Here is a 25034-nt window from a genome sequence, read left to right as displayed (position 1 = left end):
AATAAAGTGTATATTTTTAACAATATGACATTTGACAATTGTAAAAAAATAGCTCAATGTCTAGAATGTTAAATAATATGAATAAATTGGATATATCATGGCTGCAGCTAAACCTACCAAAATCTTATCGGTAAAAGACCAAATTGCTGATCAATTACGTTCAGATATTATCTCGGGAGATTTGGCCCCGAATACCAAATTAAATGAACAAGAACTTGCTAAAAGATTTGGGCTTTCTCGTGGGCCAATCCGTGATGTTATCCTGCAGCTAACCAAAGAAGGCTTGTTAATTTCTAAGAACAATTGCGGCGCTTCAGTTAACAGTATATTAGAACCTAAGCTGCAAAAATTAATGATAAATCTTCGTCAAAATATAGAGGTTTATGCGATTGAAAATCTCAAGCAAAACCCATTAACAGATGATGATGTTGTTCAATTAGAGTCGATTCTAGACGAACTACAGGCGGCGTTTGATAGAGAAGATTTCACAGAAGTCACTAAGGTTGATATTTCCTTCCATAATTACCTAATTTATAAAGCCGGTGGCGAAGATTTGGTGAATATTTGGTATCCATATGTAATGCGTATGCGTTTAAATTATAAACGTATTACATCAAGTTCTGAGTGTGTTGAAGAGCACAGAGGAATATTACAGGCTTTACGTGAAGGTGACATTAGTCGAGCATCTAAAGCAATAAAAGCTAATATTAAATAAATCAGCAAGTTTTTCTTATCTATTATCAAGGGCAGTTTTCACTGCCCTTTTGCCTTTTTAAAATTGAATGTTTTTTAAAATGAATGTTTTTTCGTGAAACGCTCAACCATTAAACTTAACAGCCAACAATTAACTAGCATCGATTAACTAACAAGGATTAATCCTTGTTCCCTAGGTGAATTCGAATCCCTTGAACAACAAACACTCCAAAACTTTGGCTTCAAGCTCATTAATTAACTCAATGGTTAATTCAAAATAGTCTTGATATTCGCCTTTTCGAACCTTTAGATCAGACGTTATTAATTTCAATTTTTTACTTAGATAAGTTATTGACAATACATCGAATCACATGAATAACTCTATCTTGATGCTTGTTTTTATATTGATTAGGGATTCTTTACAGTATTTACCCGTGAATTAAATTGCATTTATAAACCAATTGGTTATCAATTGCTATTTTTAGCATTAAAATACAGTTGCTTACACTAGCAATTTAATTCAACGCCTCATATAGTAAAAATTAACCTTAATAATTTTTGTTAACAATATTCATTAAACAATGTTAGGTTAGCGATATCTTAATTAAGGATAGATATGTTTGAAGGTGATCCGTAAATCGTCACCTTGTTGTCTACGAAGTTATTGTGTCCTGTTATGTTAAATAAATAAAAGTGAACATATATGACCTCGAATAATCTAGGCGATAAACAACGTCTCAACGCTATTATTATCATTGCTATACTTATAACTTTGTTAGGTTGCGGTTCTTCAACTTCAGATAACAATGAAGTAAATGATCCCATAATTAACAATGTCATTGTTCCTGACAGCACTCCAGATCCATTTCATTTTACGCCAATAACAAATGCGCCATTAGCGAGCAAGAATGCTTCTGAGGTTATCCAAATTTCAGGAATAAATACCTCGGTAGATGTCGATGTCATTGGTGGCTTCATTTCAATCAATGATGAGGACTTTACTCAATCCACCCAAAGTGTATCAGATGGTGATTCAATTGCTGTTCAGTTGATTGCAGCCAACACAGTCGATACAACTCTCACAGCTCAAATCACTGTTGGTGACTTTACTACTGAATTTGCAGTAACGACGACGCCTAGCGTAATGGCTTCAGCGACAAAGCTCATGTTTAACTTAGATACAATCCATAGCATTAATAATGTTAGCCAGTTTCAACGTGAAAAATTTATTACTATCCATGCATCTCATACAGAAAACGATTGGTACAACGTTGGGGTAAATGAATCAAGCGACCTAATTAGCGAATTTATTGAGGGTTATGACGTCTATTTTGGACGAGATACTGGCGGTATGCGCTATCAATTAAGTTTACTTAACGAATCGGCAGTTCAATCTGGTTATGCTAATGCAAATACGATGACTGATATTGGCGGTAATATTCGTTGGAGTTATAAAACGGCGTTAGATGCAAGGGCACAAAGCCAAAGACAGCACGAGCACCGTAATCAAAATATGGTGATTGCGGCACAACAACACCCTTATTGGCCTGATGGAAAAGATACAGGTCAAGGCTGGGCATTTTCTCAACAAGATACACCTGATGAGACTTTTGGCACGGCAACAGGTGATTACATGGGCCAATATATTGCTAAGTATTTTAATAAAAATGATGGCGTAGATATCTACGGTCAACCCAAGCCAAAATATGTAGAAGTTATGAATGAGCCTCTATTTGAATTAGTGGATATAGCAGAACAACCCGGTGATATTGCGCAGATATTTCAATTTCATATCAACATTGCCAAAGCCATAAAGTCAATAAAGATAGACAATGAACAAGTTAATAGTGACGTACTCGTAGGCGGATATACCGTTGCCTTTCCTGATTTTGATAAACAAGATTTTGCTCGCTGGGAGCAACGAGATAAAGCGTTTATAGATTTGGCTGGTGACGATATGGATTTTATATCGCTTCATCTTTATGACTTCCCTTCATTTCAAAATCGTGAAGAATTACGCTCTGGAAGTAACATTGAAGCGACGTTTGATATGCTTGAACATTACATGTACCTGACATTAGGAGAAGTAAAACCATTTTTAGTTTCAGAATATGGTGCTCAAGTACATGGGCTATTTAATCAACCATGGTTAGCTGAACGGGATTGGTATCATTTAAGAGCCATCAACAGCCAATTAATGTCATTTTTAGAACGTGCAGATAAAATTGAAATGGCCATTCCCTTCATTCCAGTAAAAGCTGAATGGGGACGAGAAAGCGAAACTGTTCCCTATTACACACGTTTAATGCGACAAAAGAAGGAGATTGAAGGTCAAAGTGGCGATGAATATGTTTATACCGACATGGTTAAGTTTTATCAACTTTGGTCAGAAGTGAATGGCACTAGGGTCGACAGTTACTCAAACGACAGTGATTTCCAATTAGATGCTTATGTTGATGGCAATAATGCTTTTTTAATAATTAACAGTCTTGAAAAAACGCACAAAATGGTCGATGTGTCTGTACTAGGAATAGATAAAGATAAGATAAATAAAATTAGTATCAAACAGTTAACGCATAATAACAACCAAACATCACTAAACGAAACCGACTTAATAACACTTGATGAATTAGCCGAATATACGATTGAGAGTGAAAGCACGGTAATCATAAAACTCGAACTACTTGACGCCGTTGAGTTAGCTCACCAGCAAATTGAAACCAAATATTATGCTGAGACTTATAAGCGGTCGATTACGGCTAACAAGGCTGAAATATTTTCAATTAATAATGTTGTGATTGCTGAAACAGGTGAAGCCTTACTTCGCCTAGGACTTGGTCGTGAGCATGGTAAATCATTACAACCAACGGTAACCGTGAATGGCAACCCTATCAGTGTAAACCCCGATTACCGCGGGTATGATCAATACAATCAAGGTCAAGGAAGACTGCAATATTTTGGGGTTATTGAAATCCCAATCCCAAATACCTACCTAGATATAAACAATGATATCGACGTTAAGTTCGAAGATGACGGCGGGTTCATTACCTCAATTTCAATGCAATATTTTGCTCAATCAAAACCACTGAATCATTTTGAATAACTGATAAGACTATTTTTATTCGTTCAGTTTATTTCCGAACAATCATGCTCTTGCTTGTATAGCAAGCAGGAGCTGAACACATCTTGTCAGTTTGTAAGTGGTATTCAATCTGGCTGGATCTATTTTTGTTTAATCAAAAATAGCCATTAGTTAAACACTTTTTACAAAAAGTGTTCTTCATAAGAAAGGGAAATTTATGAAACCTAGTATGAATGTTATCTATGCTACTACTTTAATAACCACCAGTGCATTAACCAGTGTTTGTTTTGCAGCTGATTGGGATAATATTCCATTACCTGCGGATCCTGGTAACGGTTTAGTTTGGCAACTAAATGAACAATATTCTGATTCATTTAATTATCAAGGTAAAAATGCCACTTTTAACAGTAAATGGAATGATACCTACTTTAATAATTGGGAAGGCCCCGGTTTAACTCGATGGAGCCAAAACGAATCATGGGTTTCCGATGGTAATTTAATTATTAGTGCCTCACGTAAAGCGCCAAATCTAGTTAATGCGGGTGTCATTACCTCTAAAACAAAAGTTAAGTATCCTATATTCCTTGAAGCTAACATCAAGGTTAGTAACTTAGAGTTATCTTCCAATTTCTGGCTCCTGAGTGAAAATGACGAACGGGAAATTGATATTCTAGAAGTATATGGTGGGTCTCGTGAAACCTGGTTTACTCAAAATATGTCAACCAACTTTCATGTCTTTTTACGCAATAGTGATAACAGCATACGAAGTGACTTTAACGACCAAACCCATAATACTCCCACTTGGGGAAACTATTGGCGTGAAGGGTTTCATCGCTTTGGCGCTTATTGGAAAAGCCCTACCGATGTGACTTTTTATATTGATGGACAAGAAACCCCTCAAGGCTCATGGGCTGAAGTCGTAATGAAGGATAAAGATTATACTGGTGCCATCATGGACAAAAACCAATATACGATGAATGAAGAGATGTTCATTATATTGGATACTGAAGATCATTCATGGCGTTCTGAAGCTGGCAATGTGGCAACGGATGCTGATCTTGCCGATCAAAGCAAAAACAAAATGTATGTTGATTGGATACGAGTTTATCAACCAGTAAGTAATGGCGGCTCTGGAGGCGATAATGGTGGCAATGATGGCAGTATAGAACCAAATACTCAGTACAACCTTGTCGCTAAGCACAGTAATAAGTGTATTGATGTTATCAATAGTCAAACCTATAACGGCTCTCAGTATCAGCAAGCATCATGTACTAACACCAATGCTCAGAAATTCACTCTTAACCAATTAAGTAACGGCTTTTATACGATAAAATCAAACGTTAGCAATTTATGTTTAGATTTATCTGCCGGTAGCACAAGTAACGGCGCTAAAATTCAACAGTGGGTGTGTAATAGTAATAATCAAAACCAAATGTGGAATTTAGCAGATAAAGGTGATGGATATTACGAGATAATCAGCAAAGTCAGTAATAAGTGTCTTGATATCGCCGGTAAATCCACCAATGATGGCGCTTCTCTGACTCAGTGGAGCTGCTATAACGGAACCAATCAACAATTTAAAGTAGAGTAATAGCAAAAGTGATTTAACCGACAGCACCCAATGCTAACAAGGTCGTGACTGCCATGCTAAAAGCATAACAATCACAGGTTAGCGAAGTATGGGCGCTTTTAAATCATGAGTGTTAAGTGCCATTAATATGAAGGGGTTATTTAACGTTATTATGAGCTCGTGATTCTTGGTTTAATAGTTGATTAAAGTGATCAACCAATACAAAACACAGCTCGATATACTGTACCGCTTCTAATTTACCAACCTGATAATCTTTTGCATGGGCAACTTTGTTACGTAACTGACGTAATTCATTAAATAGCTTAGCTTTTTTAGTATCAACTAAATGCTGTGAAATCAGGGTTTCTTCAATTAATTTGTAGCGAGTACTAGATTCAAGATCCACGTTATCGAGCTTTGCTACTATCAGGTTTTCAGCTGCATCATCAACCTCTCGCCAAGCTTCTAGAATTGAGGAGCTAGGTAAGTTACCTACAGAGGCAATCAAAATTGCTTTTTTATTTTGTTTAAGCTCAGGAAAAGCCCCTTGTGCATGTTTTGATACAGCCTTTAATTCTTGGCCAAATTCAACTTCAAAGTCTTTAAACTTTAGTTTTCTAGCCAAAGGGATTAAACGAGCGATGGGTTTTTGTAACATCAAAACGCAAAATACAAACACTAAAGGCCAAGCGAGTTTATCCAATAACTCTATAATAAATTGCATACCATTCATTAAGATACATATCCTTTGTTATTAAGTTTGGCGCAGCAAGAGAATAGCCTAAAACGCTTTTAATCTTCAACTGTTAACTGTTTTCGCTCTTCAACACATTCAAAAGAACCCATTTCAAATTCTCTGCATATCCAAGGTCTATTTTCATAAATCGTGCACATCAATGTGCCTCGATCAACAGCCGCGCACCAACCATCATCAAGACGCTTCATTACTTGCCCTCCCCAACTATCTTCACTGATGTATTCATCGGGTACGCCGGTATCAGAAATAATCATTACTTCTAATTTACAGCAGCAAGCCTTACAAGTTATGCACGTTGCGTTGGGATCAATCTCATTTAGGGTTTGGCTCGGAATTTCGTTGATGTCTATTTTCATGTGCTCACTTGATATTGATTAGCATCAACACCTGGATAAGAAGAACACCATAATAACTGATTGGGTAGATATTAGATAACGGAGACTTTAATAAACCCATATTGACGCATTATGCTTGTAGGCTATACATTCCGAAGGAACTAATTTCAGAGGCCGTTAAATGACGCCATTGCTTTGAATCAAGATCCAATGATACAGCACCAATTTTTTCACGATGTAGTTGATTGACTCTGTTTCCTACAGCAAAAAACATTCGTTTAACTTGATGGTAGCGCCCTTCAGTAATCGTTAATAGCACGTGTAAGTCATCAATTTTAATTATCTTAGCGGGTCTTGTGCTAGTTGACTCCCCCTGTAATAACAGTCCTTGTTCTAATTTAGTTATCGCATCTTCAGTGATCGGTTTTGCTAATGTAACCCGATACACTTTGGGGCAATCCATATCTGGACGAGTAATATTGAAGGACCAACGGCCATCGTCAGTAATTAATATCAAACCAGATGTGTCAGCATCCAAGCGACCCACAATGTGTAGCTCATCTTTATTTTCGATATCGATGTCATTAAATACAGACGGGTATTCACCATCAACATTTGAGCACAGTGTATCAGGGGTTTTGTGCAGTAAAAGATACCTAAAAGGCCGTGGTGTTAACTGGTTACTATTGTAAGTTATATGATTGTTTTCGTGTACTTGAATAGCACAGTCGGTAATGATTTGTTGATTAACCGAGACTAATCCCGACTCTATGACTTTCACTACCTGTTGTTTATTCAATTGTGTACTACGAAGCACAAACTTATCTAACCGCATCGGACTTATATAGCCTTATTTATTTTCGGGCATTGATGAAAATGAAAAACGGCCTTGCGGCCGCTTAAAATGATAAAAACAACTATGCTAACTAAGTTAATACCAAACTTGTTCAATTGCATCTGCAATTACTGGCGCGAAATTACCAAGTATATTCGAGTGACCACCAGTGTACATAGCGAAGCTTGTATCTTCCTCTTCGGTTTCACCATCAGCTGTTAACACATAGGTCAATGAAGGAAACTCTACGATACTGATATCATCCATAATCTCAGCACCAGCCACTAATTTATACTCATCATTACTTAACTCAGTATAGGCGATTTCTGATAGTTCAGAATTTGAGATGGCGTCGATTGTTGTCATGTTTGCTAATGCAATTGGATTCTCTGAATCACTACTGAGTACTAAGTTCGCTACGTCATAACCTTCAGGCTCTGACCATGTGTAGCTGTAACCATCATCTTGTTTGTAAGTACGGCTATTTTCAAAAAAGACTTTCGAAGCACTGTCATCTGTTTCAAGGTGAAAAACAACACGACTGACATTATACGATTTAGCATTACCATTACTGATAACGGCTTCTTCCATGGTGTACTCAACTTTTACTTCTCTCACGTTATTCGCATTAACGACATTTATACAATGAGTTTCTATTTTTTTAGTTGCAGTACATAGGCGATTAATAACAGCTTCACTTAAACCGAGTTGTGCAGCTTGGTCTTTAAAGCCAGAATCAATTTTGGCTTCTGGATCTGTAGGCGATGGATGAACTAACTCTTCTAAAATATCACAACCGGATAAACTTAACCCAATGATACAAATAGCCACTGCTTTATACATTTAAACGCCCCACCCTTACAAAATAAGAGTACACCGTAGGCTAAATAAAAATCTTAGTCAATGGAGATTATTGGCTAATTATTAGGCCTTTGACCGTCGCTACAAAATCATTAATCGGTCACTGTCAAAGTAAAACCAGATACAAACCTATTTTTAAAAAACATGACAATATTTTAAAGTTGCTGTTCTCGTTTAACCTCGGTTAACAAATAAGACAACAGACGGCTAAACTATTTTAGTTGATTACATGTTGCTTTTTGATGGGTTCAATCCTACATAACCGATTCTGCTAAGCCCTTTATTGTTTATAACATACCAGTATTCGAACTACAGCACTTTTGAAGCTGAATGACTAGGTATATAAATGATGAAGAAAACAATAATAGCGCTGACTATGATGACGTTAAGTGCAGGTGCGCAAGCAGAATCTAATCAAGTATCAACCGATAAACTTAATTCTGCTATGGAACAACTTACCGTTGTCGATGAGCAAACGGATATTTTTATTACGGTAGATGAAGATGCAAGTTTTGAAAGCGTCACTTATCAGGGATTTATTACTGACATCTACAGTGAAATCTACGTAACTAGCCACGAGGCCAAAGAACACGGTTTAGAAAAAGTTAAAAAATTCTATATCTATAATGAAGTTGATATTGATGCATTGAGTCATAAAATAGCGGCAAGGATAGATGCTGACAAACCAACCGCTTTTTCTGTTGATTTATATCGTGATTATCGTAATGACTCTGGTAAATTTACCTTCATAGCCCGTGTTATAGAGTATAAATAATCATTACGCTTGTTAATGATAAGTTTGAATAGGAATTTACTACAGAGCTGACACAAGGTGTTCAGCTCTTTTTAATAGCCTTTTGTCAGCTGTTACTGAAAACTATCCTTCAGATTTAGCCTGTTGTAATTGTTGGTTTTTTAACTTTATCAACTTTTGTATATTTCCCATCGACGCAATCATTAAATAACATGCTTGCAAATACCCTTGCTTAGTTAACTCAGTCAATGCTGCGGGTGTTAAGTTGATTAACTTAGTCTCATTAATGACATATAAGCCATTAAACGTATGCTGTTGTCCATCAATGAGTTTTACAGAAACTTCAACAGCCTCAATTAAGTCGAGTTCAATCAGTGTTGTAATAAACGCATCTGTTTTTATGATCCCTTGTGCCAATTGATACACTAGCTGATGCATGTCCTTTAAATAGGCACTGGCTGAACCATCATTCTCAAACAATCGCTTCGCATCGACATTAGAGCAAGGGATTTCAACAACGCGTTTCGCGTTCATATCGATAGTTAATGCGGTATTGTCGGTGTTTAGTGACTCGTTGTCAGCGCCACGTAATCGGGCAAGCATGAAAGGCTGTCGTTTCACATGCATAGGGATCATAGTTGCATCCCAATTATCTTTAGTTAGAAACAGATTTTCACCTGGCTCAAACCCCAATAAAGCATGTAATCCAAATTGACCTGTTTGATTGTTTTTAAGTAAACAACAGGGGTATTCAATCACTAGCTTTCTTAATTCATCAGCAATAACTGGCACATAATGGACATTATCGCCAAATTGTTTGCCATATTGGGTTAGCACGGCGGTATTAAGATGTTGTTTAGGGTCGACTATTACATTATTCATTATGATCCCTCAGGCTTATTATATTTTTTGTAAACCATACTGATGAATTAAATTAAGCAGTGCCCGATTACTCGGTAATGTATTCATTAACTGCTGCGTTTTTTGCTTTGTAAGGTTGAATTGAGTTCGCGCTAAGTCTTGTTGTTTTTCATTAAGTGCCCAGGGAGCACTGCGAGTATTAAAGCCCATTCCATAAAGCACATATTGATAACTCGCTGCAGGAAAAACCTCTGTAGCATGAATAAAATCATTATCAGACGGCACTTGTGTCTGCCATAACGTTAATAGGGTCTGTAAACTGTTTGGAATTGACGCAGCCTTTCGATGATCTATCCAAAAAGCACTGTCATTGCGCTGATTCAACATGTAATGCAATTTTAGAAAATCAATGATTCGTTCCCATCGATATAAAAATGTATCATTAAAACGTTGGGCAACAATTTTCATCGATTCACGGTTAGCAGGTAATTGTTCTGCAATCATTGCCGCTGATATTTCTACTAATAATAATGCTGACGCCTCTAACGGTTCTAAAAAACCAGCAGATAAACCCACAGCGACACAGTTTTTATGCCAGAACTTTTCCCTATGACCAGGGTTGATTGGAATTTTTCGAAACGATAATGACTCAACGTCATCTACTGAGTCAGCTAAATACGTTTTTAATTCATTTAAAGCTTCTTGCTCGCTAATGTACTGACTAGCATAAACATGACCAACCCCACGTCTATTTGACAGACCAATATCCCAAATCCAGCCACAAGACTGCGCAGTTGAAATGGTATGTGAAGCAATAGACGATTGCTCACTTTCATAAGGAACTTGAACTGCTATAGCAGAATCCACAAACAAAATGTCTTTGCAGCTTTTAAATGGCACATCAAAATGCTTACCCAGTAATAATGAGTTAAAACCTGTACAATCAATGAACAAATCGCCATGAATATCACCTTCGTCTTCAGTGGTTAACGAATCAATATAACCATAATCATCATTATTTATGGCAACCACATCTGTTATAAGGTGACGTACATCCAGTTTATTCACACAATGGTTTTTTAAAAACTCAGAAAACCTACCAGCATCCAAATGATAGGCATAATTAGCTTCAGCATCATATTCAGCCGTTGTTATGTATTTAGGAGCAAGGCCGGCTTCGCACAGTGATTCTTGAGGACTCAAGGATGAAGAAAGTGAATGATTATAATCGGTAGTAAACCACTGACGAATCGAGGTTTCACTGTTATTCCCTTCTGGCAACATCAAGGGATGATAATAATAGTCATCCTGTTTACCTGTCACCCACTTAGCAAATTTTGCTCCCTGTTTGAAAGATACATGACATTGTTTAATAAAGTCTGTTTCTCGGATCCCCATTTTTTTTAACGTCGTTCTCATTGTTGGCCACGTTCCCTCGCCGACCCCAATTGGCGCAACGTTGGCAGATTCAACCAAGGTGACAGAGTACTGACCAGCAAAGGTATTGTTAAGTTTAGCAGCTATGGTTCCAGCGGTTATCCAACCAGCACTACCACCACCAACAACGACAATATGTTGAATATTTTTAGACTGTTCTTTGGCCGCATTCGCGGTGTTACCCGAGTCGATTGGATTAGGCATATTAACTCCAATTCTTGTTGTGAAAACTTTTAACTGTTTTTTTAAATAAAAATGTGGTTACCATACATATGGCAACCACATTAGATTTTAGCGAACAATTTTAATCATCAGACTTAGAATACTAGCCCAAGTCAGCAAGATGTTGTCTTGATGATTTGGACTGATACCTTGCTTATATAAAATAGACATAAGCGTTGAGATACTGACTAAAACTTAGCACTGATGCCAACGGTATAACGTGGACCGTATTGCTCTGCAGCTAATAACTGCTCTTCAAAACGACCATAGCGTCTTACTGTTTCGTCAGTTAAGTTTAAGCCATCAAACGATACAGTGAATGTATCATTGATATCGTAGCTGAGACTTAAATCAAGTTGACCATACGCCTCAGTAAATGTTGGCTCATTACCCAAAGCGAGTAAGAATTCATCACGCCAGTTATAAGCGATACGCGCTTGGAAACTATCATTTTCATAAAATGCGACCAAGTTACCCGAGTCACTTAAACCTGTTAATGCAATGGTTTGATCAAAATTATAAGGGTCAAACGATTCATCACTGTTAACAATGGTGTAGTTAGCAACTGCGCCAAAACCACTATCCCAGAACATGTATTGAGCATTAAGCTCCCAACCGTCTACTTCACGATTTTGTAGGTTATCTGGTGTTGCCACTTCCCAAGTAATCACTGGATCGGTAGCCTGACCTAAACAGTTAGGGTTCGGCGTATCGGACGCATCAGGACAACCCGCTCTAGGGTTAACACTTGGATCTGTTAACGCTTGACCGTTAACGTCATTGATCGATCTGTTTTCTGTGCCAGCACCGATGAAGTTTTCTACGTATTTTTTAAAGTAACCCGCAGAGGCAAAACTGCCATCATCAAAGTACCACTCCAACGACAAATCAAAGTTGTCAGAGGTAATTGGCAGCAAATTAGGGTTACCTTGTGAGGCATTAAATGGCCCACCAGGTCTTGCTGATACATTGGTCGCAGGGAACATTGCACTGATACCAGCACGAGATAAGGTTCGGCTATATGAGAAGCGTGTTACGAGTTCATCTGTGACTGACATATTAAAGTCAAAATTCGGCAAAATACGAGTATAGCTACCGGTTAGCTCTTCAGCCGTAGGCGTATCATCATATACAGGTCGCAACTCCTGTGCATGGCGATAATTCATTGCAATGATGCCATTTTGTACTGAGTACGCTGTAACGTCAGTATCTTCGTAACGTACACCTACATTCATTTTGACAGGCATATCATTAAATTCAGTATCAAAATCAAATGATAAATATGCAGCTAACGTTTCTTCATTTACCCCGTTTGTTTTGATATTCGGTTCAGCAAATAAACCTTCTGCTTTGACAATATCGATAAATTGGTGAACATCGTATTGAGAGATATATGGGAAAAGGTTATTCGCCCCAGGGAATTGATCAGCAGTGTCACCTAAAGGAATGAAACCTAAATCAAGGTCGTCAAGTGGAACATCAACAAAAGAAAATACCTCACTTAAGCGTGTATCAATCGTATAGTCCGTATTCATGATACCAAAGTTGATTTTGGTTAACGCACTGTCAGACGCTTCGTTTTCCCATGTACCAGAAAAACGATATTGCTTAATGTTGTTATCCATAGAATAACCACGCTTTTGATATAAATCAGAGACAATATTGTCTTTGTTATATGCGCCGCCTGGTAAATTAGAATCATCAACAATGACTTCTGGAATATCACCAATGAAGTTTGCACCAATTAATGCAACTGAACCCGAAGGGTTTTTAAGGTTCGCAAGGGTTTCAGCTGTTTGACCATCTGGATTTGATTTAGATGTTGAATCATGAACATCAAGTTCAAACTTTAATGTATCTGTTGCTTGCCATTCTATGTTTAGACCTAACGAATCATTTTCTTTTTCTTCATAATATTCCCAAGCCCAGAAGTTTAATTCATCGTCTTGATCTCGAGGGTTCCAAAGTGTGCCATTTGCATTTGCTGCCCCACTTGGGTTATCAAACCAAAATGCTGAACGATTGGTATAACTGGTTTGCTCGAATCGAGAAATAGTGTAATCAACAGTCGCAATGACAGAATCTACAGGCTGAATTTGCAGCACAGCTTGTGCATTTTGGCGAGTACGCTCTGTATCTAGTAGTTCAGTTTTAGCTGTCCAAGGTGTCCAAATGGCTTGTTCTGGGTTTTTATTGGTATCAATTGCAGACAAATCAACATTATCTCTGCTGCGGTTTCTTACCCAGCCATCTGTACCCACTATATCAGTATGACTGTCACGCTCAGCATGAGAGGCAGATAATAAAAAGCCAACCTTGTCATCTGCAAAGGTTTGGCTAATCATGCCCGAAATTTCGGGCGTCACAGAATCACCAGTTTCAACACTAGTATCGTAAATACCTTTCGCACTCACAAATGCTTTAAAGCCGTCATAATCAAACGGTCTTGCAGTGGTAATATCAATTGTTGCCCCAATACCACCTGACGTAATATCAGCTTTACCTGTCTTATAAACATTTACTCCAGAAACGCTTTCAGCTGCGATTTCACGGAAGTTAAAGCTACGAGACACCCCTTCTGATTGTAATGCTGACGAGTTTGGCATTTGACGACCATTTAATGTCACCAAATTAAATTCTGGACCAAAACCACGAACCGTAACCTTGTTACCTTCGTTGTTTGCTCGGTCAATAGATACACCCGCTATCCGTTGTAAAGATTCAGCTAAGTTAGTATCGGGTAACTTACCTATATCTTCTGCACTAATGGCATCTACAACACCATCTGAATAACGTTTAGTTGACGCGGATTTGGTCAACGAGCTTCTGATCCCTTTGACCTGAATGACTTCAGTTTCTTGTGCTTGTGTGTCAGCGGCTAGGTCATCAGCCTGTACGCCTGTACTGGTAGCAATGATCATTGCTGCAGATAACGCGTTGAGTTTGAACTTACACTGTTTCATCTTAAAACCTTCTTATTATTTGGTTTAAAAGGTGTCTTGCTCACAAGAACAATGTAAATGACATTGTCAACGGCATAGCGAAGCCTGACCCTGTTAACAATCTAGCTACTTTTTAAACATTGTGTCAACTGTTTTTTGGAGTTAGTTAATTGTTGACAATTATCAATTGCGTGAAATATGGTGTTCGTAAGTGGTGAATTTACACACAAAAAAGTGAGCAATTAATACAACTAATTATCTAATAAATTCTACTGAAATGAACTTTTTTAGTCTTATATACAGACACTTACGAATGATTCGAGATAAAAAGGCTGAAATACCTGACAGTCAAGATAACAATTTTTTGCTTTTAAGTATTATTCTGAACAGAAAACTATCTTTAAGGTTTATTAGACTAATTGGTTACCTACTTTTTGCTGTGTTGAATCGTACTTTTTGATGACAAATAAACACTAAGGATGGAATATGTTTGCACAAAACGAAGAATACCTTATCGGTAATTCTTGGGAACAACTGAATACTATTAGCGCGACAATTAAGCCTTATCTCTACTCTATGGCTTTTATTTTCATTACGGGATGTCAGCAAGTAACAGAAACGGGTTCATTTAAAAATACTAATAATGATGTTGCACATCTTCCTGCTCAGACATCCTCCACCAATCAACTGGATAATAACTTAGGCATTATGAATAACAGAGACACTGACTTAGTCTCGGGCTTACCTGTTCCAATTACCTTAACCAAACCCAGGTTCAGTAATGTCACCCAAGCGGTTAATTTACATACCACTGATGCTTGGAAATATGGCGGCCCCAGTATTGCAGATATCAATAACGATGGCTTTTACGACATGGTATTAACTAACCATGATACGACGCCCATAGTAATTTTCACATCAAGCCTCACAGCAACACCTGCTTATAAAGATCCGATAGCGCATGTTCAATATGCCAAACAGCCAAGTCCTTTTGCAAAAGCTGACGCCCATGGTGTTGCATTAGGTGATTATGATAATGATGGTGACAATGACCTGTTATTAGCTTTAGGTGGCGGTAATGGAACACAACCACAGCCGCAGCGACTGCTTCGAAACGATAACGGTTTGTTTGTTGATGTCACTGAGCAATCAGGGTTAAGTAAAATGGGGGCTAGAGGCCGCTCAGTACGTTGGGTTGATCTGGATTTAGACGGTGATTTAGATTTTTTACAAATTAACGCGGCGCAAATAATGGGAGAAACTATCCCCAGAAACATTATTTTTGAAAACATTGGCAACGGCCAGTTTATCTATAAATCTAGCCCTACTTTTGAACAAGTTGATGCTGAACGAGTCATTGTTACTGACATCAACAAAGATCATATCGCTGATTTAATAGCATTTTCACCCTATTCTCCTGTAACAGTTCTTTTAGGACAAATAGATTTTTCGTTTAAAGATGTCACCAGCCAATACTTAGGGAAAGATCCAGATACGACACATGTAACGGCAATTGCACAAGCTGATATCGATAATGACGGCGATATGGATTACTACTTATCCAGAGGTAAAGTTCATTATCAAATTGCCAATAATGCGGTGTCTTTTAACGAACAAAAACAACGATTAGATTTACGTGATGAAGGTAATAAAAGCCATGATGGATTAAGCTTTAAAGCAAGCAGTGAAATCTTATTAACGGATTTTTATCATTTTCCCCGTGGCGCAGATAAAATCACTATTCCATTATTTTTAGGCGCAGATAAAACCCCATCAGAAAGACTCACAACAGGGTTTCCTGACAAGCAAATTAGCGTTTCTCCTCAGCAAGCGTTAGGGTTTCCTTCATCTGTATCTCAAAGTGGCTGGTACTTAGGTTATTTAGGTGATGATCAATGGCGATTAGAATGGTTATTAACTGATAATCTTGCTTGGGATTTACGAGCATCTATCATAGGTGTCGATAGTGTTGAACTTGATTGGATACCACAAGATTTAGGCGTCAGCGATATTTTACTTAGAAACGATGGCGATCACTTTACTTACCTAAGCCACCTACTTCCTGCGCAGCACCATGACAACAATTGGGGCGTTATCACAGCTGATTTTAATAACGATAGCTACAATGATTTCTTTATTTATCGCTTTGGCGAGCTAACACAACGAGTCAATGATGTTATGTTGCTCAACACGCTTCATCTCAGTGAACTGGATAACATCCCAAGCAGTAACCGTAGCGAAAACAATTCACCCACTCACCACAAGGCTCATATACAAGCTATAGACGATAACGCAACACCATCAAGGGGCTTTGTTGCACATGAAAGTCACAACGCAACCATGGTAAACCGTCATGCTCATGGCGATATGGGGAGTGCATTTGATCACAATCAAGATGGTTATGTCGATATACTCAGTGGTGACGATGACAATGGCCGTTGGTACCTTTATCAAAACCGTTTAAATGCTCAACTCCTTACTGACAATCACACCGAACAAACAACTCATTCTATTCATCATCAATATTTACTCATGCATGTTGGCTATTCAAAGTCTGGAATTGACCCGCATGCAGCTGAGGTAAGGATATTTACAAGCAACAAAGACACGCCGCAGCGCTTCTCAAACAACAAAACCATGACAAGCGCAAATACAGTTCAGTTTAAATGGATCGGTTCTGACAGTGCGAGTCATTCACAAAGTTTGAAAAATATTGTGCATTTTGGTTTAGGTAACCAAGATCGTATTGATAAGATACAAGTGCGCTGGCGAGATGGTTCGGAGCAAACAATGAATAACGTTAACGCAAACCAATTAATTACAATGGGTAAAATGAAACGTTAATGTGAAAGTTTAAGTTCAGGTGCAGTTTGGTTATATCAGTCCAGCTGCACACTCTATTTAAAAAATCTGTATGAATTATAAAAGCTATAAAATCAATTCTCTAAAGTCACTTATCACTTTGCTTGCCACCAATAAATTATTGTTAATATTAAATTCATGTTGTATCGCGATAACATCACACCCACTGGCGATTCCAGCACTAATACCGGCGAATGAATCTTCAAATATCACGGTATTGTTTGGCGACATTGATAATTTATTAAGGGCTAATAAATAAGCAGCAGGATCAGGTTTATGCTTACTAACATCTTCTTTAGTAATAATAACTTCAAACATGGCAGTTAAATTGAGGGCTTGAAGAATATCATTGACCATCCACTTGGCAGCTGACGTCACTAGCCCACAAGTTCTACCTTGTAATTGTAGATAGGTTAAATATTGAAGTGCACCAGGAGTTAACTGCAACGCCTGCAGTAGCAAAGCTTGATAGTGTTTTTTAAATATCTGATTGAATTCATTAATATCTGGAGAAATATTCGCTTTATCGAAGAAGAACTGAGTCACAATCCCCCAGTTCTGTCCCATCACTTCTTGATAATGATGATAATCAACTTTTGCACCGTATACAGCACAGGCCTTCGCTATAGCTTGACCTTTGAGTGGCTCAGAGTTGACTAAGGTGCCATCCATATCAAATAGAAATAGTTGATAATCTTTCACGTTTTCTCCAGCGGTGACTGCTTTTGATTACTTTACTACGATTAATCCCTTATACGCACGTTGATATTGGGTTGATTTGGCGTTGATTTGGGCGCTAACTGTTGGTTTGATTTGATATTCAATAACTATTTAATCAGTTATTTTATTAATTATACTGCTTACGGTCTTAGGTTGTGGGTAAACACGGCTAGATTTACGAAAACCAAGATAACAGGCTCTAACACCTTTACCTAGCCCAAAAAAAACCAACTGCTGGAGGGGATACAGTTGGCTTTGGTTAACACTATAATTTCTGTTGAATCTCAATACTAGGACTCTGATATAGAAGATATTAGGCTTCGTTAAAATATACCGTCTTTTTCTCTACATATTGCTCAAGACCATATTTACCATCTTCACCGCCGACACCACTCATTTTCCAGCCATTGTGAAACCCCTGGTGCTGCTCACCCAAACCACGGTTTACATACACTTCGCCTACTTCCATTTCTGAAATAGATTGATGAATATAATCAAGGTTTTTGGTGTACAAGTAAGCTGATAATCCATACTCACTATCGTTAGTATAAGTAATAGCATCTTCAATACTGTGAATTTTAATGATAGGAAGTACTGGTCCAAAGGTTTCTTCATGCACTAAAATATTGTCTTGCTCTACATCCACTAACACAGTTGGCTCATACCAATTGCCACCTTCGAAACCTGCAACTGATGCGACTTGGCCACCTGTCACCAGCTTTGCTCCTTGTTCAATACTCTTTTCTACCAATGTATGAATATTTTTGATTTCACTCTGGTTAACTTTTGGTCCCATATCTGAATTTGAATCCATAGGATCACCAACTTTCAGCGCATTCACCTTTGGTACAAACTTTTCAATAAATGTATCGTACACATCCGCATGCACATATAAACGTTCAGCACACGTGCACACTTGACCACAATTAGCAAAGCGAGCAATCAGCGCATCATCTACCGCTTTATCTAAATCAGCATCTTCCATCACAATAAAGGGAGCTTTACCGCCGAGTTCTAGCATCACTGGCGTTAAGTGCTTACCACTGGCTTGATAAATAATTTGCCCAGCTCGAGTACTGCCAGTCATTGTAATTAACTCTGTAATCGGGCTTTCACATAAATGCTGACCAACAATGGAACCACTCCCATTTATAATATTCAGCACGCCAGCGGGGATCCCTGCTTCGTTAGCAATACGGCCAAGTTCCATCGTAGCCAATGGTGTTTCTTGTGTAGGCTTAACAACAATGGCATTACCAGTAATTAATGCAGGACCGATTTTGCGACCCGCTAATGCTAATGGAAAATTCCACGCTGTAATTGCGACCACAACCCCTTTGGGAACTTTATGAATATAAATTTTTTCGTTTTCATTATCTGACGGTAAAATATCACCTTGTAGCGTCAAAGCATTATCGCAAGCATATTCAACGAATGTGGCTGTTGCTTCAACTTCCATGCGTGCAACATCAATTAATTTGCCTTGCTCTTTTACAAGTAACACCGCTAACGCTTCGGCACTTTGGCGAATACCACTGGCAAATTTTCTTAGAATGGTTGCCCGGGCTCTTGGTGTTTTTTTAGCCCAGCCTTTTTGTGCTTGCTGGGCAATTTCTAATGCATCTTGTGCATCATCAACGCAGCCTTTGGGAATTACACCAACAAGCTCACCGGTACTCGGTGAAAACACTGAAATAGTGCCATCCGCTTTTGATGGCACATACTCACCGTTAATAAAGTTTACCTTATTTCTAATTTCCATTGGACTATCTCCCCATCCAACCGCCATCAACCAATAAAATACCGCCATTCATATAATCTGATGCAGCGGACGCTAAAAATACCGTTGGCCCTTTAAAGTCTTCAGGTGTACCCCAACGGCCTTGTGGGATTCGCTCTAAGATTGATTTTGAACGAACGGGATCATCTCTGAGTGCTTCTGTATTATCAGTGGCAATATACCCAGGAGCTATTGCATTTACATTGACACCTTTGCCAGCCCATTCATTTGCAAGCGCCTTAGCCAGTTGCCCAATTGCGCCCTTACTCGCTGCGTAACCAGGAACAGTAATTCCACCCTGAAATGTGAGCAATGAAGCCGTAAAAATAATCTTCCCTTCACCACGTGCTACCATTTTTTTGCCGATTTCACGACTGAGGATAAACTGAGAGTTTAAGTTTATCTCCATGATTTTATCCCAGTATTGATCGCGATGTTCAATGGCTGGCTCACGCAATATCGAACCTGCATTATTCACAAGAATATCAATGGTGTCATGTTGGCCGTTAACGGTTTCTACAAATTGATACAGGCTTTTTCGGTCTGAAAAGTCACACTGGTAGGCATAGAATTGACGTCCTAAAGCGGTAACTTCAGATTCAACATCGGAACCTGACGCCGCTAAAGAAGCAGATACACCAATGATGTCAGCACCAGCTTCTGCTAAGGCTACCGCCATGGCTTTACCAATACCACGACTACAACCGGTCACTAAGGCCAGCTTGCCAGTTAAATCGAATTTACTTAGTACATTATTTTGCATGATGCTTCCTTTACTCTACTCTACTGCACATGACACAAGTGCTTTCATTCCTGTTGGGTTGTTATCCATATTCTCGAATGCATTACTGATATGACTTAACTTGCTCACAGAGGTAATAAATGGCGCGAGATCTATGCTACCTGAAGCAACTAAATCAATTGCCATATCGAAATCTGCGTGTTCGTAAACTCTCGCACCGAGTAACTCGAGTTCTTTCCAAAAAAATTGAAACAAATCGACTTGTGGTTTTTGAGCATGTATTGCGACCATACATATACGGCCACGAACTGAGGCGATATCGACCATTGCATCAACTGCAGGTTGTACCCCAGAGACTTCAAACACCACATCAGCCCCTTTACCTTGCGTCCATGTATCTACAAATTCCTTAAGATCTTGCTCAATAGGGTTAACCGTTGGAATAGCAAACTTATTGGAAAAATCACGACGGCTTTCATTTGGTTCAGAAATAATCACTTCTGCCCCAACTGATTTTGCAACTAAAGCAACTAGCTGGCCAATAGGCCCGCCACCAATAACAACGGCTTTTTCACCTGCAGTTAAACGTGAACGTGCGACATCATGGCAAGCAACAGACAAAGGCTCTATCAAAGCACCTTGTTGTAAGCTAACGTTTGCGGGCAGTTTATGTAAAGTGCGAGACTTTACAGTCCACGAGTTTTGAAAGGCGCCTGGTGTATCAATCCCCATAAATTTAAGGTTTTGACAAACATGCGAATGCCCTGCATCACAGGCTGGACATTCTCCGCACCAGTCTAATGGTCTCACTACAACACGCTCGCCAATCTCATAACCCGTTACATTTTTGCCAATTTCAGCAATGGTGCCTGAAATTTCATGGCCTATCGTGTGCGGCGGATTCACTCGAGTGTCCATTACACCATGGTATATGTGCATATCTGTGCCACAAATACCAACATAGCCTACGTTTAAACGTACCTCATCATCACCAGGACTAATTGCTTGTGATTCAACAACTCTAAACGATTTATTACCTATATATTGAGCAGCTTGCATAATCTTGACCTTATGAGCTCATTTTTAAATGAGGAGTTAATAATGCATCATCAAAAACAACGCCAGTACCTGGAATATCAGGTGCGACCGCTTTGCCATTAATGATTTTTAAAGGGGTTGTGGTGTATTCATCAATTGGAAACGAATGTACTTCGAGGTAACCAGAATGTGGCTGCGAGGCAAGTAAACTAACGTGTAATTCATGCATACCATGGCTACACACTGGAATGTTATTAGCGTATGCCAGTTGCGCCACCATTAAAAAGCCCGTTATGCCACCAATATTTGAGGCGTCAGGTTGCAAAAAACCTAACTTAGATTGCGAAATTGCATAGGTAAACTCATGAATGGTATGTAGGTTTTCACCCATAGCCAATGGAATATCAATAGCATCTGCAATATCTGCATAGCCTAAATAGTCATCTGGAATTGTTGGCTCTTCAAACCACTTAATATCGCAATGGGCAATTGCATTAGCAAAACGAATAGCTTGCTCTTTGGTCATCGAATAATTTGCATCAACCATGAAGATACGATCGGGTCCAATTAATTCCCGTACAGCTTCAACACGTCTGACGTCTTCTTTGTAATCGCTTTTACCAACTTTAATTTTTACCGCTTCAAAGCCACGATCTAGATAAGTTTGAATATTGCTCAGTAACTTTTGATGGTCAAAATTAAGATCAATGCCACCAGCGTAGCAATTAACTTGGTTACTCGCGCCACCAGCAACTTTCCACAGAGGTAAACCTAGGTTTTTACATTTAATGTCCCACAGTGCAATATCTACAGCAGAAATAGCAAAGCTTAATAACCCTCCTCGGCCAACATAGTGAAAGTGCCATTGAAGCTCATCCCATATCGCCATAATATCTGAAGCATCTTTACCTATGAGTAATGGCTTCATTTCATCATTTAGTAAAGAATAGATAGCTCTTCCGCCCTTGCCTCCTGTATATGTGTATCCCACGCCCTCTATACCATTCGACGTTTTAATGCGTGTCAAAATCAACTCAAAATGAGTGTGATCACCATGCTTAGCATCAGACAAGACTTCAGCCAAAGGGACTTGATAGTACTCAACCTTAACCGACTCAATCTTATTGGCTTCCTTTGTCATTGACTCACCTTTAAATGAAGCTTACAAACAGTTTATTGTTAACAATCTACACAAGAGGTTTTTAAATGTAAAGTAATTGTTAGCGCTAATTTGTTTATTGAGTCAAACTCAAGTTTGCAAAAATCGAATGCTCTACCTGTTTAAATTATCTGACAATGACAGCGGTTACATGCCCTAATATCCAACACTTACCATTTAAGTGACAATTGACACTATGTTTAATTTTGTCAGTATCGCTGTTAACTAAGCTGTTTCCTGAGCGCTTTTCGATATTGATTTGGCGTCTTTGAGAAGTAGCGTTTAAACATAGAAATAAAATGAGATGGGTTTGAAAAGTTAAGATCGTAACTTATTTGGGTAATGCTTTTTTCACTTTGTCCTAACCAACGTGCGCTGGTATACAGCTTATGCTGTACAACAAACTGCGAGTAGTTACAGTTAAAGGTGCGTTTAAACAATCTAGAAAAGTACGAGGTAGAAATGTGACACATTGCTGCGGCTTCAACTAAAGTAAGCTCTACCACATCTTGTTCTCTAAATAAGCTTAAAATAGGACTGAGTTTTTTGTACGAGGCGTCGGTCACTAAAGCACGCTCTGCATTGGGTAAAACCGCTTTACCTTGGGCGACAAGCCAAATAATGATTAATTTTAATAAGGTTGCGCTTTTTACGCTGTGTGGGTCGTCTAAATAGCTTTGCTCTAGCCAATTAACTTGTTGTTGAATGCTTTGCCAATCTTGCTGACTAAAACGTAGTTGTAAACCACGCCTTAGTATCTCCTCTTCATACAGTAAGCCATTATCAATTAAAAATTGCGGCAAAAACTGGATAATATACCAAGCTTTTACATGATCCGTTAACTCATAGTCATGGGTCTCGAGTGCTGGGGTAAATACCACATCACCTTTTTGGATCGCTGACTGACCTTGTGAGTAATAATATATTCCTTGTACATCTTCAAAAATAATAAACTCATGAACTTGATGAAAATGCATCATACATGCATACACTTCATTTCGTTGGTAAGCCACACGATGAACTTCAAATTGATATCCCGGTTTAATGGAAATTGGTTCGCAATATATGCCTGCTTTATTACGCGTGTGCATTTGACTCCCTGTTTTATCTGGCTATATAGATCGTACTATTCAACAAATGTCCTGCACACATAAGTGCAAATATCTAACAGTTTTTATCTTATACATATTTATCATTGTTAACAATTAACTAAAATTATAGTGCAGATTACAAGGATAAAATATGAATACAGCTATTCCAACTTCTCGTGATAATGCAAGGTTTGACCCTCATGGGTTAATCATTGGTCAAGGGGAGTTCACTTATCGAGTTAATACTCAATGGAATAAAATGACCGCTTCACAGTTACCTATTGAGAACTGCCATGACTTAGCGTTTGACTCACAAGGCAGAATTATTATGGTCAGCGATCATCCGCAAAATAATATTATTATTTACAATAAAGACGGCAAATTAATTGATGCTTGGGGCGGACAATTTCCGGGAGCACATGCAATAAAGATCAACCATGAAAATGGTGAAGACTTTTTATATGTTGTTGATTGTGGCTGGGTCATTAACCGTCAATGGACGCCAACCAATGGCTTAGAAAGAGTGATCCCTCAGACTGGTTTTATTGCCAAACTGACGTTAACAGGCCAAGTCGTTTATACCATTAGCCATCCTCAAACCATTGGCGTTTATCAGCCTAACCAAGCCTTTCGTCCCACTGATATCGCGATCGCTGATAATGGCGATTTATATATTACTGACGGCTATGGCTCTGATTATGTACTGCAATATGACAGCAATGGTCAGTTTATTCGGTATTGGGGCGGACATGATAATCTTGATACACGTTTAAATTTACAAAACACCCATGGCATTGCCATTGATAAGCGACTCGTATCAAGCTCTCATACTGATGCTTCCCCGACACTGCTGATAAGTTCTAGGGCTGAACATGCATTAAAACAATATTCTCTATCTGGAGATTACCTTAATACTATCAGTGTTCCAGGTGCCTATATAGGCGGACCCGTTTTTAAGGGAGAGCATTTTTTCGCGCCTGTATGTTGGTCACATATTAATGGTACAAATGCAGATAACTCAGGGTTCATCAGTGTATTTGATAAACACAATCAAGTCGTCGCTAATCTTGGGGGGGCTCAGCCTGAGTATGTAAACGGTGAACTTCAACCTATGCATACCAGTTGGGATGTGTTTCGTCATTGTCATGGCTTATGTATCGACGATGATGACAATATTTATGTTGGACAATGGAATGCAAATCAAAGTTTTCCAATACAATTAGTCAGAGTGTAATAACCGTTTTAAAGGTTTAATGAAAACATTTTTGATTTTATAAAAAACGATTAATGACA

The 25034-nt window shown here is 38.5% G+C and carries 19 protein-coding genes; 6 read left to right on the top strand and 13 right to left on the bottom strand.

The features are described 5' to 3' along the window. Positions 1-97 precede the first annotated feature (97 nt). The 3 genes from AB4128_RS17860 to AB4128_RS17850 all read left to right on the top strand — a co-directional run bounded on the left by AB4128_RS17860 (position 98) and on the right by AB4128_RS17850 (position 5366). On the top strand, positions 98-715 hold the full coding sequence (locus AB4128_RS17860) for a GntR family transcriptional regulator (protein ID WP_065108069.1): 618 nt from the start codon (positions 98-100) through the stop codon (positions 713-715). A 681-nt stretch (positions 716-1396) separates the two neighbouring features. Continuing rightward, positions 1397-3796 (top strand): hypothetical protein, encoded by a 2400-nt coding sequence (locus AB4128_RS17855; RefSeq protein WP_372038494.1) that lies wholly within the window; start codon positions 1397-1399, stop codon positions 3794-3796. Positions 3797-3992: 196 nt separating this feature from the next. Further along, entirely contained in the window at positions 3993-5366 is a 1374-nt protein-coding gene (locus tag AB4128_RS17850) for an RICIN domain-containing protein (RefSeq protein ID WP_372038493.1), read from the top strand. A gap of 136 nt (positions 5367-5502) precedes the next feature. Here AB4128_RS17850 and AB4128_RS17845 read toward each other — a convergent pair whose 3' ends face one another. The 4 genes from AB4128_RS17845 to AB4128_RS17830 form a co-directional block, all read right to left on the bottom strand. Next, on the bottom strand, positions 5503-6069 hold the full coding sequence (locus AB4128_RS17845) for a HEPN domain-containing protein (protein WP_372038492.1): 567 nt from the start codon (positions 6067-6069) through the stop codon (positions 5503-5505). Between the two features lie 68 nt (positions 6070-6137). Further along, the gene (locus tag AB4128_RS17840) at positions 6138-6458 is read right to left on the bottom strand and encodes a YkgJ family cysteine cluster protein (RefSeq protein WP_055024530.1); all 321 of its coding nucleotides are present in this window, start codon (positions 6456-6458) and stop codon (positions 6138-6140) included. Positions 6459-6567: 109 nt separating this feature from the next. After that, positions 6568-7272, bottom strand: coding sequence for a pseudouridine synthase (locus AB4128_RS17835; protein WP_372038491.1), 705 nt, complete (start codon positions 7270-7272; stop codon positions 6568-6570). A 96-nt stretch (positions 7273-7368) separates the two neighbouring features. After that, positions 7369-8115: a hypothetical protein gene (locus AB4128_RS17830; protein ID WP_192022716.1), complete on the bottom strand. Its 747-nt coding sequence runs from the start codon at positions 8113-8115 to the stop codon at positions 7369-7371. A 364-nt stretch (positions 8116-8479) separates the two neighbouring features. Here AB4128_RS17830 and AB4128_RS17825 point away from each other — a divergent pair, with 364 nt between their 5' ends. Beyond that, positions 8480-8908: a hypothetical protein gene (locus tag AB4128_RS17825; protein WP_080915734.1), complete on the top strand. Its 429-nt coding sequence runs from the start codon at positions 8480-8482 to the stop codon at positions 8906-8908. Between the two features lie 102 nt (positions 8909-9010). Here AB4128_RS17825 and AB4128_RS17820 read toward each other — a convergent pair whose 3' ends face one another. The 3 genes from AB4128_RS17820 to AB4128_RS17810 form a co-directional block, all read right to left on the bottom strand. Further along, a complete protein-coding gene (locus AB4128_RS17820; protein WP_372038489.1) occupies positions 9011-9769 on the bottom strand; it encodes a SapC family protein in 759 nt (252 codons plus the stop codon). A gap of 18 nt (positions 9770-9787) precedes the next feature. Next, a complete protein-coding gene (locus tag AB4128_RS17815; protein WP_372038488.1) occupies positions 9788-11389 on the bottom strand; it encodes a tryptophan halogenase family protein in 1602 nt (533 codons plus the stop codon). A gap of 206 nt (positions 11390-11595) precedes the next feature. After that, the gene (locus AB4128_RS17810; protein WP_055024536.1) at positions 11596-14370 is read right to left on the bottom strand and encodes a TonB-dependent receptor; all 2775 of its coding nucleotides are present in this window, start codon (positions 14368-14370) and stop codon (positions 11596-11598) included. Between the two features lie 465 nt (positions 14371-14835). On the opposite strand from AB4128_RS17810, the gene AB4128_RS17805 reads away from it, so the two are divergent. Beyond that, on the top strand, positions 14836-17193 hold the full coding sequence (locus tag AB4128_RS17805) for a CRTAC1 family protein (protein WP_372038486.1): 2358 nt from the start codon (positions 14836-14838) through the stop codon (positions 17191-17193). Between the two features lie 84 nt (positions 17194-17277). Here AB4128_RS17805 and AB4128_RS17800 read toward each other — a convergent pair whose 3' ends face one another. From AB4128_RS17800 to AB4128_RS17775, 6 genes are all read right to left on the bottom strand, one after another. After that, positions 17278-17913: an HAD family hydrolase gene (locus tag AB4128_RS17800; protein ID WP_372038485.1), complete on the bottom strand. Its 636-nt coding sequence runs from the start codon at positions 17911-17913 to the stop codon at positions 17278-17280. A gap of 331 nt (positions 17914-18244) precedes the next feature. After that, positions 18245-19693: an aldehyde dehydrogenase gene (aldA, locus tag AB4128_RS17795; protein ID WP_372038483.1), complete on the bottom strand. Its 1449-nt coding sequence runs from the start codon at positions 19691-19693 to the stop codon at positions 18245-18247. A gap of 4 nt (positions 19694-19697) precedes the next feature. Then, positions 19698-20474, bottom strand: coding sequence for an SDR family oxidoreductase (locus AB4128_RS17790; protein ID WP_055024540.1), 777 nt, complete (start codon positions 20472-20474; stop codon positions 19698-19700). Positions 20475-20489: 15 nt separating this feature from the next. Next, positions 20490-21512, bottom strand: coding sequence for a zinc-binding dehydrogenase (locus tag AB4128_RS17785; RefSeq protein WP_372038481.1), 1023 nt, complete (start codon positions 21510-21512; stop codon positions 20490-20492). Positions 21513-21522: 10 nt separating this feature from the next. Further along, the gene (locus tag AB4128_RS17780; RefSeq protein WP_055024542.1) at positions 21523-22632 is read right to left on the bottom strand and encodes a mandelate racemase/muconate lactonizing enzyme family protein; all 1110 of its coding nucleotides are present in this window, start codon (positions 22630-22632) and stop codon (positions 21523-21525) included. 239 nt (positions 22633-22871) lie between these two features. Continuing rightward, positions 22872-23741, bottom strand: coding sequence for a helix-turn-helix domain-containing protein (locus AB4128_RS17775; RefSeq protein WP_372038479.1), 870 nt, complete (start codon positions 23739-23741; stop codon positions 22872-22874). 151 nt (positions 23742-23892) lie between these two features. Here AB4128_RS17775 and AB4128_RS17770 point away from each other — a divergent pair, with 151 nt between their 5' ends. Then, the gene (locus AB4128_RS17770; protein ID WP_372038477.1) at positions 23893-24975 is read left to right on the top strand and encodes a 6-bladed beta-propeller; all 1083 of its coding nucleotides are present in this window, start codon (positions 23893-23895) and stop codon (positions 24973-24975) included. Positions 24976-25034: the final 59 nt, after the last annotated feature.

It is taken from the genome of Shewanella sp. 10N.286.52.A9 (assembly GCF_041468985.1).
Taxonomy (GTDB): domain Bacteria; phylum Pseudomonadota; class Gammaproteobacteria; order Enterobacterales; family Shewanellaceae; genus Shewanella; species Shewanella japonica.
The sequence above is the reverse complement of the archived record's forward strand: the minus strand, read 5'-3'. Positions and strand labels throughout refer to the sequence as shown.